The organism is Pseudomonas sp. NFACC37-1, assembly GCF_900101575.1.
Classification (GTDB): domain Bacteria; phylum Pseudomonadota; class Gammaproteobacteria; order Pseudomonadales; family Pseudomonadaceae; genus Aquipseudomonas; species Aquipseudomonas fluorescens_AA.
Genome location: NZ_FMUZ01000018.1, coordinates 33,930 through 48,659, shown reverse-complemented (window position 1 = coordinate 48,659; position 14,730 = coordinate 33,930). Strand labels below are relative to the sequence as shown.

General features: G+C 62.9%; 12 protein-coding genes. 6 read left to right on the top strand and 6 right to left on the bottom strand.

Annotation, left to right across the window (positions count from 1 at the left end; all coding sequences use genetic code 11):
- Positions 1–73: 73 nt before the first annotated feature.
- The 5 genes from accC to gcbA form a co-directional block, all read right to left on the bottom strand.
- Complete coding sequence (gene accC / locus BLP82_RS18665) at positions 74–1,429, bottom strand: acetyl-CoA carboxylase biotin carboxylase subunit (RefSeq protein ID WP_060739349.1); 1,356 nt, start codon at positions 1,427–1,429, stop codon at positions 74–76.
- A gap of 17 nt (positions 1,430–1,446) precedes the next feature.
- Positions 1,447–1,911 carry an acetyl-CoA carboxylase biotin carboxyl carrier protein gene (accB, locus tag BLP82_RS18660; protein WP_053118072.1) on the bottom strand — a complete coding sequence of 155 codons (465 nt, stop codon included), beginning with the start codon at positions 1,909–1,911 and terminating at the stop codon, positions 1,447–1,449.
- A 24-nt stretch (positions 1,912–1,935) separates the two neighbouring features.
- Positions 1,936–2,391: a type II 3-dehydroquinate dehydratase gene (aroQ, locus tag BLP82_RS18655; protein WP_072410269.1), complete on the bottom strand. Its 456-nt coding sequence runs from the start codon at positions 2,389–2,391 to the stop codon at positions 1,936–1,938.
- Between the two features lie 252 nt (positions 2,392–2,643).
- Entirely contained in the window at positions 2,644–3,537 is an 894-nt protein-coding gene (locus BLP82_RS32080; RefSeq protein WP_371914141.1) for a methyl-accepting chemotaxis protein, read from the bottom strand.
- A gap of 1,105 nt (positions 3,538–4,642) precedes the next feature.
- Positions 4,643–6,313 carry a diguanylate cyclase GcbA gene (gcbA, locus tag BLP82_RS18645; RefSeq protein WP_092171305.1) on the bottom strand — a complete coding sequence of 557 codons (1,671 nt, stop codon included), beginning with the start codon at positions 6,311–6,313 and terminating at the stop codon, positions 4,643–4,645.
- A gap of 284 nt (positions 6,314–6,597) precedes the next feature.
- Here gcbA and BLP82_RS18640 point away from each other — a divergent pair, with 284 nt between their 5' ends.
- The 6 genes from BLP82_RS18640 to BLP82_RS18615 all read left to right on the top strand — a co-directional run bounded on the left by BLP82_RS18640 (position 6,598) and on the right by BLP82_RS18615 (position 13,243).
- Positions 6,598–7,665, top strand: a complete 1,068-nt coding sequence (locus tag BLP82_RS18640) for a DUF2333 family protein (RefSeq protein ID WP_060739344.1) — start codon at positions 6,598–6,600, stop codon at positions 7,663–7,665.
- Positions 7,666–7,668: 3 nt separating this feature from the next.
- Positions 7,669–8,226, top strand: coding sequence for an NUDIX hydrolase (locus BLP82_RS18635; protein WP_060739343.1), 558 nt, complete (start codon positions 7,669–7,671; stop codon positions 8,224–8,226).
- Positions 8,227–8,394: 168 nt separating this feature from the next.
- Complete coding sequence (locus tag BLP82_RS18630; RefSeq protein WP_003197435.1) at positions 8,395–8,766, top strand: translation initiation factor Sui1; 372 nt, start codon at positions 8,395–8,397, stop codon at positions 8,764–8,766.
- A 210-nt stretch (positions 8,767–8,976) separates the two neighbouring features.
- Positions 8,977–10,890, top strand: coding sequence for an arginine decarboxylase (gene speA / locus BLP82_RS18625; RefSeq protein ID WP_060739342.1), 1,914 nt, complete (start codon positions 8,977–8,979; stop codon positions 10,888–10,890).
- 254 nt (positions 10,891–11,144) lie between these two features.
- Positions 11,145–12,452 (top strand): type VI secretion system Vgr family protein, encoded by a 1,308-nt coding sequence (locus BLP82_RS18620; protein WP_092171300.1) that lies wholly within the window; start codon positions 11,145–11,147, stop codon positions 12,450–12,452.
- Positions 12,449–13,243: a DUF4123 domain-containing protein gene (locus BLP82_RS18615; protein WP_092171297.1), complete on the top strand. Its 795-nt coding sequence runs from the start codon at positions 12,449–12,451 to the stop codon at positions 13,241–13,243. The genes BLP82_RS18620 and BLP82_RS18615 overlap by 4 nt, the downstream gene beginning before the upstream one ends.
- A gap of 2 nt (positions 13,244–13,245) precedes the next feature.
- On the opposite strand, the gene BLP82_RS18610 is transcribed toward BLP82_RS18615, so the two are convergent.
- The gene (locus tag BLP82_RS18610; protein WP_092171294.1) at positions 13,246–14,595 is read right to left on the bottom strand and encodes an MATE family efflux transporter; all 1,350 of its coding nucleotides are present in this window, start codon (positions 14,593–14,595) and stop codon (positions 13,246–13,248) included.
- Between the last annotated feature and the right edge of the window lie 135 nt (positions 14,596–14,730).

The following is a 14,730-nucleotide window of genomic DNA, read 5'->3' as shown; positions in this document are numbered from 1 at the left end:
CTTGCTCTTTTGAGGCGCGCACAAAAAAAGACCCCGGCCAATGGACCGGGGTCTTTTTACATCACGTGAAGCATCAGTGCTGGTTGCCCAGCTTGTGCTCCAGGTAATGGATGTTGACGCCGCCTTTGCAGAAGCCTTCGTCACGTACGAGATCGCGGTGCAGCGGGATGTTGGTCTTGATCCCGTCTACCACGATTTCGTCCAGGGCATTGCGCATGCGCGCCATGGCTTCTTCACGGGTCGCCCCGTAGGTGATCAGCTTGCCGATCAGCGAATCGTAGTTCGGCGGAACGGCATAACCGCTGTACAGGTGCGAATCGACGCGAACGCCATTGCCGCCCGGGGCATGGAAATGCTTGACCGTGCCTGGGCTTGGCATGAAGGTTTTCGGGTCTTCGGCGTTGATCCGGCATTCCAGCGCGTGACCGCGGATGACCACGTCATCCTGGGTGAACGACAGCTTGTTGCCGGCGGCGATGCTGAGCATCTCCTTGACGATGTCGATGCCGGTGACCATTTCCGAAACCGGGTGCTCCACCTGAACACGGGTGTTCATTTCGATGAAGTAGAAACGACCGTTCTCGTACAGGAACTCGAAGGTGCCGGCGCCGCGATAGCCGATGTCGATACACGCCTTGACGCAACGTGCCAGGACTTCCTGGCGAGCCTGCTCGTCGATGCCCGGTGCCGGCGCTTCTTCGAGGACCTTCTGGTGACGACGTTGCAGCGAGCAGTCGCGGTCGCCCAGGTGGATGGCCTGGCCCTGGCCGTCGGACAGCACCTGGACCTCGACGTGACGCGGGTTGGTCAGGAATTTTTCCAGGTAGACCATCGGGTTGCCGAACGCCGCGCCAGCTTCGGAGCGGGTCAGCTTCGCCGAGGAAATCAGGTCTTCTTCCTTGTGTACCACGCGCATGCCGCGACCACCGCCGCCGCCAGCGGCCTTGATGATCACCGGATAACCGACTTCGCGACCAATGCGCAAAGCGGTTTCTTCGTCTTCAGGCAGCGGGCCGTCGGAACCCGGAACGGTCGGTACACCAGCCGCGATCATGGCGTGCTTGGCCGAAACCTTGTCGCCCATCAGGCGGATGGTGTCGGCTTTCGGACCAATGAAGGCAAAACCGGAGTTTTCCACCTGTTCGGCGAAGTCGGCGTTTTCCGCCAGGAAACCGTAGCCCGGGTGAATGGCGGTGGCGCCGGTCACTTCGGCAGCGGCGATGATCGCCGGGATGTGCAGGTAGGAGTGCGCAGCCGACGCCGGACCGATGCAGACGGATTCGTCCGCCAGGCCCAGGTGCATCAGTTCTTTGTCGGCCTTGGAGTAAACGGCGACGGTCTTGATGCCCATCTCTTTGCAGGCACGCAGAATCCGCAGGGCGATCTCACCGCGGTTAGCGATCAGAACTTTTTCCAACTTCGCAGTCATCAAAGGCTCTCCGCGGTTCAAACGATGGTGAACAGCGGTTGGTCGTACTCAACCGGCTGGCCGTCTTCGACGAGGATGGATTCGATCACACCGCTGGTTTCAGCTTCGATGTGGTTCATCATCTTCATGGCTTCGACGATGCACAGGGTGTCGCCTTTCTTCACGGTCTGGCCGACTTCAACGAAGGACGGCGAGGATGGCGAAGACTTGCGATAGAACGTGCCCACCATTGGCGAACGAGCGACAGTGCCGTTCAGCGTCGGTGCCGCCGGTGCGGCTGGCGCTGCGGCGGCAACCGGGGCTGCTGCCGGAGCAGGCGCGGCGGCCGGAGCCTGCATCGGGGCCGGTGCATAGAACTGCTGGGCCGGGGTCTTGCTGTGGCGGCTGATGCGTACGGACTCTTCGCCTTCCTTGATCTCAAGCTCGTCGATGCCGGACTCTTCCAGCAATTCGATCAATTTCTTAACTTTACGGATATCCATGAATCATCAACTCCCAAGGGTCGGTCAGGGGCGTATAGCTTGTTGTTCAAGCTGCTCTAGGGCGGCCTCCAGGGCCAGTCGGTAACCGCTGGCGCCAAGGCCGCAGATCACTCCCACTGCTACATCGGAGAAGTAGGAGTGATGGCGGAAAGGTTCGCGTTTGTGCACGTTGGACAAGTGCACTTCGATGAATGGGATGCTCACCGCCAGCAGCGCGTCACGTAATGCGACACTTGTATGTGTAAAAGCTGCTGGATTGATCAAAATGAAATCCACGCCTTCGCCACGGGCGGCATGGATGCGGTCGATCAGTTCATATTCGGCGTTGCTTTGCAGATAGAGCAAATGATGGCCGGCGTTGCGGGCCCGCTGTTCCAGGTCCTGGTTGATCTGGGCCAGTGTCACGGCGCCGTAGACGCCCGGTTCACGGGTGCCCAGCAGGTTCAGGTTGGGTCCGTGCAGGACCAATAGGGTCGCCATCCGCTGTTCCTTGTTATCTGTGAGCAGTTATCAGAACCCGGCGACTATGCCGCAAAGCCTTAATGACTGTCCAGTTCTCGGCAATAGCCAGCACGATGAGCGATGTTTGCGCGAAATTTGTGACCCAGGTCTCTGATCCAGTCATACGGTTGCAAATCGCACCGCTGTGGGAGGGGCCCTCCGAATCAATGTGGGAGCGGCGGTGAGCATCAATTCCCGGGCCTCCCACAGTGATTCATGCAGTCTGTGGCGCTAAACCCGAAATGCCTGCACGGCGGTGTGCAAACGTCCGCCCAGCACCAGCAGATTGTCACCCTGTTCCCGGCCCTGGCCGATGCGCAGCAGGTTGTCTGCGCCCAGTTGATGAATCCGCTCGCTGTGATCTCGGATTTCGCTGACAGCGCCGCTTTGCTGGGCGGTGACGTCGGCGATGCGTACCGCCGTGTCGGAGATGGTCTGGATGGCGCCGACGATCTCATCCAGCGCACCGTCGGCCGCTTGCGCCTGGTTGGCGGTGGCTTCGGCGTGTTCGACCTGGGCGCGCATGCCATCCACCGATTGGCGCGCGGCCAGTTGCAGGCGGGCGATCAGTGTCTGGATTTCGGCAGTGGCGCCGGCCGTGCGCTGGGCCAGGGAACGGACTTCCTCGGCCACCACGGCAAAACCCCGGCCCATTTCCCCGGCGCGAGCCGCTTCGATGGCCGCGTTGAGCGCCAGCAGGTTGGTCTGGTCGGCAATCGAGCGAATCACCGTCAGCACGCCGCCGATGGTGGCCGATTCCTCGGCCAGTTGTTCGATCATCTGCGCGTTGCCTTGCACTTCCCCCACCAACGCATGCAGGCCCGTGAGGCTCAGGCCGATGACTTTCTGCCCTTGCTCCACCGCTTGCCCGGCGCTGCGGCTGGCGTCTGCGGCTTGGCTGGCATCGCCGGCCACTTGCTGGATGGTCGCTTCCAGCTCGCTGAGGGAATCACGGATCAGCGCCGTATCGTCGGCCTGATCCTCCGCACCACTGTGCAGTTCGCCGCTCAGCTCGGCCAGGGTCCGGCTGCTGCCGGCGACCTGTTCGGCGTTCACCCGAATGGTGCCCACCAGGTCCACCAGGTAAGCGCGCAGCCGATTGAGCGAAGCCTCGATGTCCTGCATTTCGCGGTTGCTGGCGCCCACGTGGATGTCTCGGCTGAAGTCTCCCTCGGCCCAGGTCGACAGGGCTGGAGCCAGGTGCGTCAAGGTACGGGCCAGGCGCCGCTGCAAGGTGTCGATGAGCAGCGCGATCAGCAGGATCAGGCCGATCATCACCCCCTGGATCATGCGAACCTCTCCCTGGATCTGCCCATGCTGGGCCCGTACCGCCGGTTCCAGGGTATCGATCGCCGTTTGCACGTCGGCGATTTTCAGGTGCGTGGCATTGCTCAGCTCGGTGCGTTTCTGGATCAGTTCGCGGGTGCGGGTCAATTCCGCCGGGTAACGGCCGAGCAGGCTGTTGAGTTCGCGCTTGAGGGCGATGCCAGCATCTTCGGCGGCGGTTTTTTCCTGGGTTTCCAGGCCCATCAGCGCGGCGAAATCATCGCTGCCCGATTCGCTGCTGGCGGTGACGCCCAGCAGGGGCAGGCCGTCGAGGCGTTCGGCTTCGACACGGATGCTCGCCAGTTCCCGTTCGACATCGGCGGCCAATTCGCTGTGGCCGCTGCTGACCAGTTTGTCCCGCGTGAGGGACAACCGACCCAGGTGCTGCGAAGCGGCAAACAGCGGGGGCAGGTAGGCCGGGGCGCCATTGGCGTATTGGGCCAGTTGATCGAGACTGGCGCTCAGCTCACGCTCGGCCTGCAGCAACAAGGCCTGTGGATCGCCAGCCAGTTTGCCGGCGGCCAGCAGATCGGTCCTGCTGAAGCCGTCGAGGTTCGACAGGCTCGGACGCAGGGTCTTGGCCAGCTCCGGGGGAAACTGGTCGAGGTCTTTCTGCAGCGTCTCCAAGGCCTGGGTGGCCGCGCTCAGGCGCAAGGCGTCGCCGCTGGCCAGGTAGTCCTCGATGTTGCGCGCCACTTCGCCCTGGAATTGCCGCGACAGGCCCAGGTAGCGCTCCATCAGAAAGTAGGGGCGCTCCAGGGCGATTTGCGACCACCACAAGGTGGCTCCGAGGCCCAGGCAGACGGCAACTAAAAGAACGGTGTTGAGATTGGTCAGCAGCTTCAGGCGCATCAAGGGTCTACCGAGGGCAGAATCGTAAGTGCCTGAAGTTATTGCGTTTGCGTTACAGGTTTATGACCGAGTCAGTCGATTCCGATGAAAAGGTGGCACTTTGCTTTGATTGCCGGGCGCTTTGTACCCGGTTGCGTCCGGCGTGCTTGGCTCGGTACAGCGCTTCGTCCGCCTGACTGGCCATCATCAGGCTGTCGGAGTCATCGCTCATCTCCACTACGCCAGCGCTGAAGGTGCACCACAAATCCTGGGGCTGGGCCGGATAGTGGATTTCGGCAAAGCGCTGGCGAATTTCATCCAGTACTTTGCAGGCGGCGTCGATGTCGGTGTCGGGCATGACGATGGCGAACTCTTCGCCTCCGTAACGGCCGATGAAGTCGGTCTTGCGCAGGCGCTGCTTGAGAAACAGCGCCAGGCTCTTGATCACCCGGTCGCCCATGGGGTGGCCGTGACTGTCATTGACCCGTTTGAAGTGATCGATGTCGAGCATGGCGAAGCTCAGGGGTTTGCCTTCGCGACGGGCGCGGAAGCTGCAATCCTCGAGCAGTTGCAGGATATGGGTGTGGTTGTACAGGCCGGTGAGGCTGTCGCGCACCATCCGCGCCTTGAGATTGCGCGCCCGGGCGGCGCGGTTGCGCACGGTGGTGATCAAGTGCCGGGGCTTGATCGGTTTGGTCAGGAAGTCGTCGCCCCCTTCGCTCATGGCGTCGAGTTGCTTGTCCAGGTCGTCTTCGGCGGACAGGTAGATGATCGGCACGCTGACATAGCGGTCATTGTGACGGATGACCTTGGCCAGTTCCGTGCCGGTGCAGGCTGGCATGTACATGTCGAGGATGATCAGGTCGGGCTGGAAATCCGCCAGTTCGGCCATGGCCTGGATCGGCTCGATCAGCGTGCGGGTGATGATGCCGGCGCTGTTGAGCAGGCGCTCGGTGTGCAAGGCCTGGGCGCGGGAGTCATCGATGATCAGCACTTTGTAGGGGTCGTACTGGGCGACGCAGGTCAGCACTTCGATCTTTTCCAGCAGGCTCGAGGCTTCGAGGGTGCCGGTGAGGAATTCCTGCCCGCCGGCGCGTACCGCGGCCAGGCGTGTCGGGGTGTCGGTTTCCAGCAAGCTGAAGAACAGCAGCGGCAATGGTTGTTCCAGGCCTTCCTGGGCTTCGGCGGCCAGTTTCAGGCCGGTCCCCGGGCCGCTGAAGTCCACGTCCATGACAATCGCCGCTGGCAGGCGCTCGACCATCGAGGCTCGAAATGCCGCCACACTGTCGAGCGCCTGGGCGCTGAGGCCGAAGAACTCCAATTGCTTGGCCAGGCGTTCGGCGCGGTCATGGTCCTGCAGCATCACGTAGATGGGTTTGCGCAGCGGCGGCAGGAAGGTTTGTTCGAGCTGGTCGCCGTGGCGCAGGCCGGTGCGAGACAAGCGCTGCATCAAGCGGTTGATTTCGGTGATCAGGTGGCTGCTCAGGCGCCCGCGATTGGCGTCCACCGCTTGCAGCGACTGGCTGATGCCTTGGGCCAGCAGGGAATGCTCGGGCTGTTCGAAGCGCTCGGCAAAGCGCAGCAGGCGCAGATTGGCTTCGCTGAGCTCCGCCAGGTCGGTGCTTGACCACTCACTGCGTTGCAGGCGCTGCCATATCTCCAGGATCTGGCGAGCCTGATGAATTACCCGCTGGGCAAAGTGGTGCTTGAGGCGCTCACGGCTGGGGTCTTCTGGCTCGGTCATATCCTGACTACTAGTGAGGGTGCATGCTGAGGTCGACTGGTGGCTCTATGCTAGCACCTCTTTTCCTCCGCATGAGTGTCATACGTCAATATTCTGTCCAGTCGGCCCATTCAGTTTGTGACTGGACAGTCTCGTAGGCCGATGGCAACGCTTCCTTTATAGTGCTGTTCGATTGCCCTGTCGCGCCCGGCATGATTGGCGCCGCATTATCGCGTTTCAAATCAGGCACGATGGCGTAGGGTTGTGGTCGAACCGAGAACTCAAGTGATTGAAGGAACATCGCCATGCTGGACTGGAAAAACCGCGCGGGCAGCGCGCCTGAACGTGCCGCCGAGCCGAAATCGGACACCCGCAGCTACCTGGGTGGGCTTTTTTTCAGCCGCGCACTGGCCACGCTGATCGGCCTTTACCTGCTGGTGACCATTGCCCTCGGCTGGTACTGGAGCCAGGAGCCCGCGTTGTTCCCCGTGCAGCAGAACGCCCAGGCCGCAGCCGAGAAGGATGGCCGGCAAATGGTGGTGGGCTACACCACGGTCGAGACGCTCAAGACCGTGGCCGGGACCCTGCTGACCAAGCAAGGCGGCTACATTTCCAACGACCGCTTCCCGCCAGGCTTGTGGATGGACAACATGCCCAGCTGGGAATACGGCGTGCTGGTGCAGGTTCGCGACCTGAGCCGCGCCCTGCGCAAGGACTTCGCCCGTTCCCAGTCCCAGTCCGCCGAGGACGCCGACCTGGCCAAGGCCGAGCCGCGCTTCAACTTCGACAACCGCAGTTGGGTACTGCCTTCCAGCGAATCCGAATACCAGGAAGGCATCAACTCCCTGAGCCGCTACCAGGCCCGGCTGTCCGATCCGAACCAGAAAAGCGCGCTGTTCTACGCCCGCGCCGACAACCTGAACAACTGGCTGGGGGACGTCGGCACGCGCCTGGGCTCGTTGTCCCAGCGCCTGTCGGCCAGCGTTGGCCGGGTCAAGCTCAACACCTCGCTGAAAACCGAAGTCACGGCCCCGGGCCAGGTGCCGCAGGTGGATGAAGAGGTGGTCGAGACCCCGTGGCTGCAAATCGACAACGTGTTCTATGAAGCTCGCGGCCAGGCTTGGGCGCTGTCGCACCTGCTGCGCGCCATCGAAGTGGACTTCGCCGATGTGCTGGCGAAAAAGAACGCCACGGTCAGCGTGCGGCAGATCATTCGTGAACTGGAAGCGTCCCAGGAGCCGGTCTGGAGCCCGATGATCCTCAACGGCAGCGGCTTCGGTGTCCTGGCGAACCACTCGCTGGTCATGGCCAACTACATTTCCCGGGCCAACGCAGCGGTCATCGACTTGCGGCAACTGCTGAACCAGGGCTGAGCCATGAGCGAAAGCCCCAGGGAGGTCGCTCACCGAGCGGCCTCGGATGCCGAGCTGATCGCGTGGGTCGACGAGCACGACAACCTGCTCGGCAGCCTGGTGCGTTCGCAGTTGCGCGAGCGCGGCCTGATTGGGCGTGGCACCTACATCATGCTGTTCAATTCGGCCGGTGAACTGTGTGTTCACCGGCGCACCCTGAGCAAGGCCATCTACCCGGGGTTCTGGGACGTGGCGGCGGGCGGCATGGTCCAGGCCGACGAGACCTACGCCGAGTCGGCCGCCCGTGAGCTGGCGGAAGAACTGGGCGTGAGCGGTGTCGAACTGACTGCCCACGACCATTTTTATTTCGAAGACCCCGGCAGCCGCCTGTGGTGCTCGGCGTTCTCGGCGGTGTGGGACGGTCCGCTGGTCCTGCAGCCCGAAGAAGTCCTCGAAGCGCGTTTCCTGCCACTTGAACAGGTGCTCGATGAAATCCAGCGCATGCCTTACTGCCCGGACTCCCTGGCGGCGCTTGAACGCTATTTGCGTGCCCAGGGTGGCGACGTCGCAAAGAAGCTATAAATTGGCGCTGATTGGCCCTTAGCAAGTCGGCTTTTTGCCGTTACACTGCGCGACTTTTCAAGCTGAACCGCGTCTGCGGTCCAGTAGCGCTGCCCCTGCCTGAGTGGGGTTTCGCGGTCGAGGCAAGTTCCCCCTCGACCAGTCTTTGTCCTCCCGAGAGGATTGCCGGTGGCCAAAAAAGCCGCATCCTTCGCCGCCCTGGGCGGCCTGGTATTTTCTACCGACGCCGGTCGTCATTGCCCTGATTGCCGTCAACCGGTGGATGCCTGCATCTGCAAACAGACCGCCATCCCTGCCGGTGACGGCATTGCCCGTGTGCGCCGTGAAAGCAAAGGTCGCGGCGGCAAGACGGTGACCACGATCACCGGCGTGCCGTTGGCCGAAGACGCGCTCAAGGAACTGGCCACCACATTGAAGAAACGTTGTGGCACCGGTGGTGCGTTGAAAGACGGCATCATCGAGATCCAGGGCGATCACGTCGAGCTGCTGCTGGCGGAACTGGTCAAGCACGGTTTCAAGGCAAAGAAATCCGGCGGCTAGCAGCTTCTGTGAAAACCACCCTCGGCTTGACCCGGACCGACGTTCGAGGTCGCCCGCATGGTTTTCACAGAGCCTGTTCTGAACGGGTTTCTAAACTCATCGCTGGGAGCAGGGTCTACCTTGCTAACAGGCAATTCGTCATTTTCACTCTCTAGACTGCCCCAGCCTCCGACCGGATGGTGCATTTTGACTTCTTTATAGGGGACTTCGATGTCCGTACGACGCACACGCAAAGACGATGGCAGCCAATGGACAGTTGCGGACAGCCGCAGCGTTTACGGGATTCGCCATTGGGGGGCCGGGTATTTCGCGATCAATGAAGCCGGTCGCGTCGAAGTCCGTCCGAACGGTCCCGGCAGTTCGCCCATCGACCTGTTCGAGCAAGTCGACCAGTTGCGTCAGAGTGGCCTCTCGCTGCCGTTGCTGGTGCGCTTTCCCGACATCCTGCAAGACCGTGTGCGCCAGCTGACCGGCGCGTTCGACAGCAACATCGCGCGCCTGGAATACCAGAGCAAGTACACCGCGCTCTACCCGATCAAGGTCAACCAGCAGGAAGCGGTGATCGAGAACATCATCGCCACCCAGAACGTCTCCATCGGCCTGGAAGCCGGTTCCAAGCCGGAGCTGCTGGCGGTGCTGGCCCTCGCGCCGAAGGGCGGGACCATTGTCTGCAACGGCTACAAGGACCGCGAATTCATCCGCCTGGCGCTGATGGGCCAGAAGCTGGGGCACAACGTCTTCATCGTCATCGAGAAAGAGTCCGAAGTCGGCCTGGTGATCGAAGAGGCCGCGGTGCTCAAGGTCAAGCCACAGGTCGGCCTGCGTGTGCGCCTGTCGTCCCTGGCGTCGAGCAAGTGGGCCGATACCGGTGGCGAGAAATCCAAGTTCGGTTTGTCGGCCGCGCAACTGCTGTCGGTGGTCGAGCGCTTCCGCGCCGCTGGCCTGGACCAGGGCATTCGCCTGCTGCACTTCCACATGGGCTCGCAGATCGCCAACCTGGCGGACTACCAGCACGGTTTCAAGGAAGCGATCCGTTACTACGGCGAGCTGCGCAATCTCGGCCTGCCGGTGGATCACATCGACGTCGGCGGTGGCCTCGGCGTGGACTACGACGGCACGCACTCGCGCAACGCCAGTTCGATCAACTACGACATGGACGATTACGCCGGTGTCGTGGTCGGCATGCTCAAGGAGTTCTGCGATGCCCAGAGCCTGCCGCACCCGCACATCTTCTCCGAAAGCGGCCGCTCGCTGACCGCCCACCACGCGATGCTGGTGGTGCAGGTGACCGACGTCGAGAAACACAACGACGACGTGCCGGTGATCGACAACAAGCAGGAACTGCCGGAAACCGTACAATGGCTGGTTGACCTGCTGGGCCCGACCGATATCGAGATGGTCACCGAGACCTACTGGCGCGCCACGCACTACATGAGCGATGTGGCGACCCAATATGCCGACGGCAAGCTGACCCTGGCGGAAAAAGCCTTGGCCGAGCAGTGCTACTTTGCCGTGTGCCGTCGTCTGCACAACTCGTTGAAGGCCCGCCAGCGCTCGCACCGCCAGGTGCTGGATGAGCTCAATGACAAGCTGGCCGACAAATACATTTGCAACTTCTCGGTGTTCCAGAGCCTGCCGGACACCTGGGCCATCGGCCAGGTGCTGCCGATCCTGCCGCTGCATCGCCTGGACGAAGAGCCGCTGCGCCGCGCCGTGCTGCAAGACCTGACCTGCGACTCCGACGGCAAGATCAAGCAGTACGTCGACGAGCAGAGCATCGAGACCAGCCTGCCGGTTCACGCCCTCAATCCGGGTGAAGACTACCTGCTAGGCATCTTCCTGGTGGGCGCCTACCAGGAAATCCTCGGTGACATGCACAACCTGTTCGGCGACACCGACTCGGTGAACATCTACCAGAACGCCGATGGCAGCGTGTACCACGCCGGTATCGAAACCCACGACACCATCGAAGACATGCTGCGCTACGTGCACTTGTCGCCGGAGGAGTTGATGACTCACTACCGCGACAAGTGCGCCAGCGCCCGCATCAGCGCCGCCGAGCGCACTCAGTTCCTCGATGCGCTGCGCCTGGGGCTGACGCGTTCGTCGTATCTGTCTTCCTGATGGAGAGACAGCGCCAATAGCCGTCTCCTCAATGCCCACCGGGGCTGTCAGAAAACACACCGCACATCGCGGGTTTTTTCGGATAGTCCCGGAGGGCATTTTTGTTTACGCCACGGCTATTTCTTCACACCGGTGCATTTAATCGGTGATGTCCTTATTTCGTGTAGTCCCTTTCCTAACCTGTACTTGGCCCCTCTACTCGGCCATGGCGGTCGGCGAGAATCCCCGGCCGCCCCTCCTGTAGAGAAACGCCGATGTCCGATCCAGCCTGCGAGCCAGCCTTTCGTCTGGAGATAGCCGGTCTGCCCGAGCCCGTTGACGTGGTGGCCTTCACGGGTAGCGAAGCCATTAGCGAACCCTTTGTCTATGAAGTGGAGCTCCTGTTGTCCGATGCGAACCTGGACTTGGCGAGCCTGCTGTACCGCAGCGTCTGGTTGAGTTTCGGTCCCCCAGGCCGGGGCATTCATGGGCAGCTCCATGAGTTGGTCCAACACCGTCAGGGCGCCGGTTGCCGGGTGCGTATCGGGCCGAAGCTGGCCTGTCTGGCGCAGCGCTTCAGCCAGCGGGTGTTCAGTGCTCGCTCGGTGCCACAGATCATTCGCCAGGTGCTCAAGGCCCATGGCATTAGCGGCCGCCGGCTGTGCCTGGACCTGAGCGGCGATTATCCACCGCAGGATTTCTGTACCCAGTATCGGGAATCGGACCTGCAGTTCCTCCAGCGCGTGTGCGCCCGGGCGGGTATTCACTTTCATTTTGAACACACGCGGGACGGGCATTGCCTGGTGTTCGCCGACAATCCCCACAGTTTTCCCCCCGCCGGTAAGGCGGTCTACGTGGACGACGGGCCGCCTGCCGCGGTGCGGACCTTCAGCGTGCACACCGATGTGTCGGGGCAGCAGGTCGCCCAGGGGCGCAGCGAACTGACGAACCTGCGCAGTGGTCAGGTGCTGACGTTGACGGACCATCCGTTTACCGGCTGGAACCGGCGCTGGCTGTTGACGAAGGTCGAGCATCGCGCCCAGGCGGGTGTATATGGCAACCATTTCAAGGCCATTCCCCGAGGCGTTCTGTTCGTGCCGGACAGCGTCCCGGCCAAGCCACGCATGGTGAGCCGGCAACGCGGCTGGGTCGTGGCGGTGGATGAGCCGCCGGAGCTGGGAGCGGGGCGCGTGGCGGTGGAATTTGACTGGGTCTACCAGGGCGAAGGTTCCAGCCCCAGTCATTGCTGGCTGCCCTTGGCTCCGGAACTGGCAGCCGGCGGGGTGGCCGCGTTGTGTGACGGTACCGAGGTGCTGGTGAGCTTTATGGAAGGTGATCCGGATCGGCCGCTGATCAGTGCCTTTCTGAACACGCCTGCCTCGGCAGTGGTCGTGGATGAGTCATCTTCAGGCGAAACACTTGGGCGGTCGGTTGTCGATCCGGTGCTGTTGTCGGCGATGCGGGAGGCCGAGCCGCTGGTCTTGTTGTGCCTGTTGCCCGAAGGCGGGCCTTTCAGCCCCTGCGCTCAACCGCTGTGCACCTGCCGTATGCTCATGGGGCGCGGCGCGGGCGTTGCTCGATGAGCGCGGTCGTGCCTGGATCAACGCCGCAGTGGTTGCTGCTGGACGCACCGAGTGCGCCTGAGGCGGTGCGGCTGGTGCACGCGCAGTTCGCCGAGGCCCGGCGTTTTGCCCTGTTCGAAGGCACCGAGTTGCATGGGCTGCGCGAGCACGGCCCGCTGTTGGTGGAGCTGCGCCAATCACCCGCGCTGGTCAGCCTTTGTCACCTGGACCCGCGTGCCTGGCCGGGGTTGTTGTTGGCCAGCCCAACGCCCGTCGGGCAATTGCTCACGCATCTGCGGCGCATGCTGACGGTGACACTGGGCCTGCATCACAAAGCCCTGTTGAATTACTACAACCCGCACACCGCCAGCTATTTTTTCGACGGTTGCGATTCCCAAGAGCTCAGCTGCTGGCTGGGCCCGATCAGCTTGGCGCGCTGGTTCGGTGGCACGTGGGCCGACCGGGCGATCGGCAGCCAGGGCTGGCAACAACTGTCCAACCCGGGACTGCCGGTGGCGGCGTTGGAGAAAGAACACGGCCTCAGCGACCGACAGCAGGGCCAGTTGCAACGATGCCTGTTGGAGCGCCACGCGTGGCAATGGTGCCGCTCCACCGGGCGTGATTACCGTCGGCTCTGGGAGGATTTGCAGCAGGGGCTGGCGTTGGGATTCACCGAGCGGACGGTGCTCGATGACTGGCTGTGGCTGCGCCTGCAATACCCTGATGCCCGGCCCGTTCCGGGGCCGGAGGGAGGCTCGCAGCGCGAGCGTCTCGATCACCTGCGGCGGCGGTGGCAGGGTCGCCAGGATTGAAGTTATGGGGGCGGCGCGCCGAGCCAACGGTCGCGCCGCTGCAAGTGCCAGGCAAACCCACCGAGGGTCAGGCTGCGCAGGGCCATGAACAGCAGAAAGGTGATCCACAGTCCATGGTTGCCCAAGCCCAGCAGCATCCAGGCGATTGGCGACACGAGCAGAAGGGTCAAGACCATGCCGTTGCGCATTTCCCGGGCGCGGGTGGCACCGATGAACAGGCCGTCGAGCAAGTAGCTCCAGACCGCGATCAGCGGCAAGGTCGCCAGGTAGGGCAGGTAGTCGTAAGCGGTGGCGCGTACGTCGGGGATATCGGTTTGCATGTCGATGAACAAGTGGCCGGCGAGCAGGAACAGCAGGGCAAAGCCGAGGCTTGCAATCAGTGACCAACCGCCGGCGACCACCAGCGAGCGGCGCAGGGCCAGGCGGTCGCGGGCGCCAATGGCATGGCCGCACAGCGCTTCCACGGCGTGGGCCAGGCCGTCCAGGGCATGGGCGGTCAGCAGCAGGCCGTTGAGCAGCAAGGCATTGGCCGCCACGGTGGCGTCCCCCAGGCGCGCGCCTTGCACCGTGATCAGGAAAAACACCGCTTGCAACGCCAGGCTGCGAATGAAAATGTCCCGGTTCACCGTCAGCAGCGGACGCCAGTTCTGCCACACGCCCAGGGCCGCCCAGGCCATCTGTCCGGGCCAGGCCCGCAGTGTCTTGCGAGCCAGGGCCAGGCCGACCAGCGCTCCGGTCCACTCGGCAATCACCGACGCTCGGGCCGAACCGGTCACGCCCCAGTCCAGGCCGATCACGAACCAAAGGTTCAGGGCGATGTTGACCAGGTTGGTCACCAACAGGATCGCCAACGGCGCCCGGGCATTCTGGGCGCCGAGGAACCAGCCCACCAGCGCATAGCTGGCCAGCGCCGCCGGCAAGCCGAAGAGTCGGGCGTGGAAGAAGTCGCGGGTCAACTGGTTGAGCTCGGCGGACGGCTGCATGAAATGCAACGCCACGTCGCTCAACGGCACGCCGACGGCACCGAGCAGCAGCGCCAGCCCCATCGCCAACAGCAGTCCTTGCCACAACACTTGCCGCAGCGCCGCTCCGTCACCCCGCCCGGCAGCCTGGGCGGCGAACCCGGTGGTGCCCATGCGCAAGAAACCCATGGCCCACGCCAACACCGTATATAAACTCGCCCCGACCGCCACGGCGCCCAACTGATGGGCATGGGGCAAATGGCCGATGACGGTGCTGTCCACCAACGCCACCAGCGGCACGGAGATGTTCGAGAGAATCATCGGCGCAGCCAGTGCCCAGACCCGGCGATGGGTCAGGCGGTCGCGCCAGTCGGTGATCAGGTTGGACATGCGGGCTCCTTGATGGAGCGCGATTGTAGCGGGTTCTAGGGAGGATCGTTCCCTAGGGTATTCGGACTCATTGTGGCGAGGGGATTTATCCCCGCTGGGCTGCGAAGCAGCCCCAAAACCAGACACTGCAGTGTG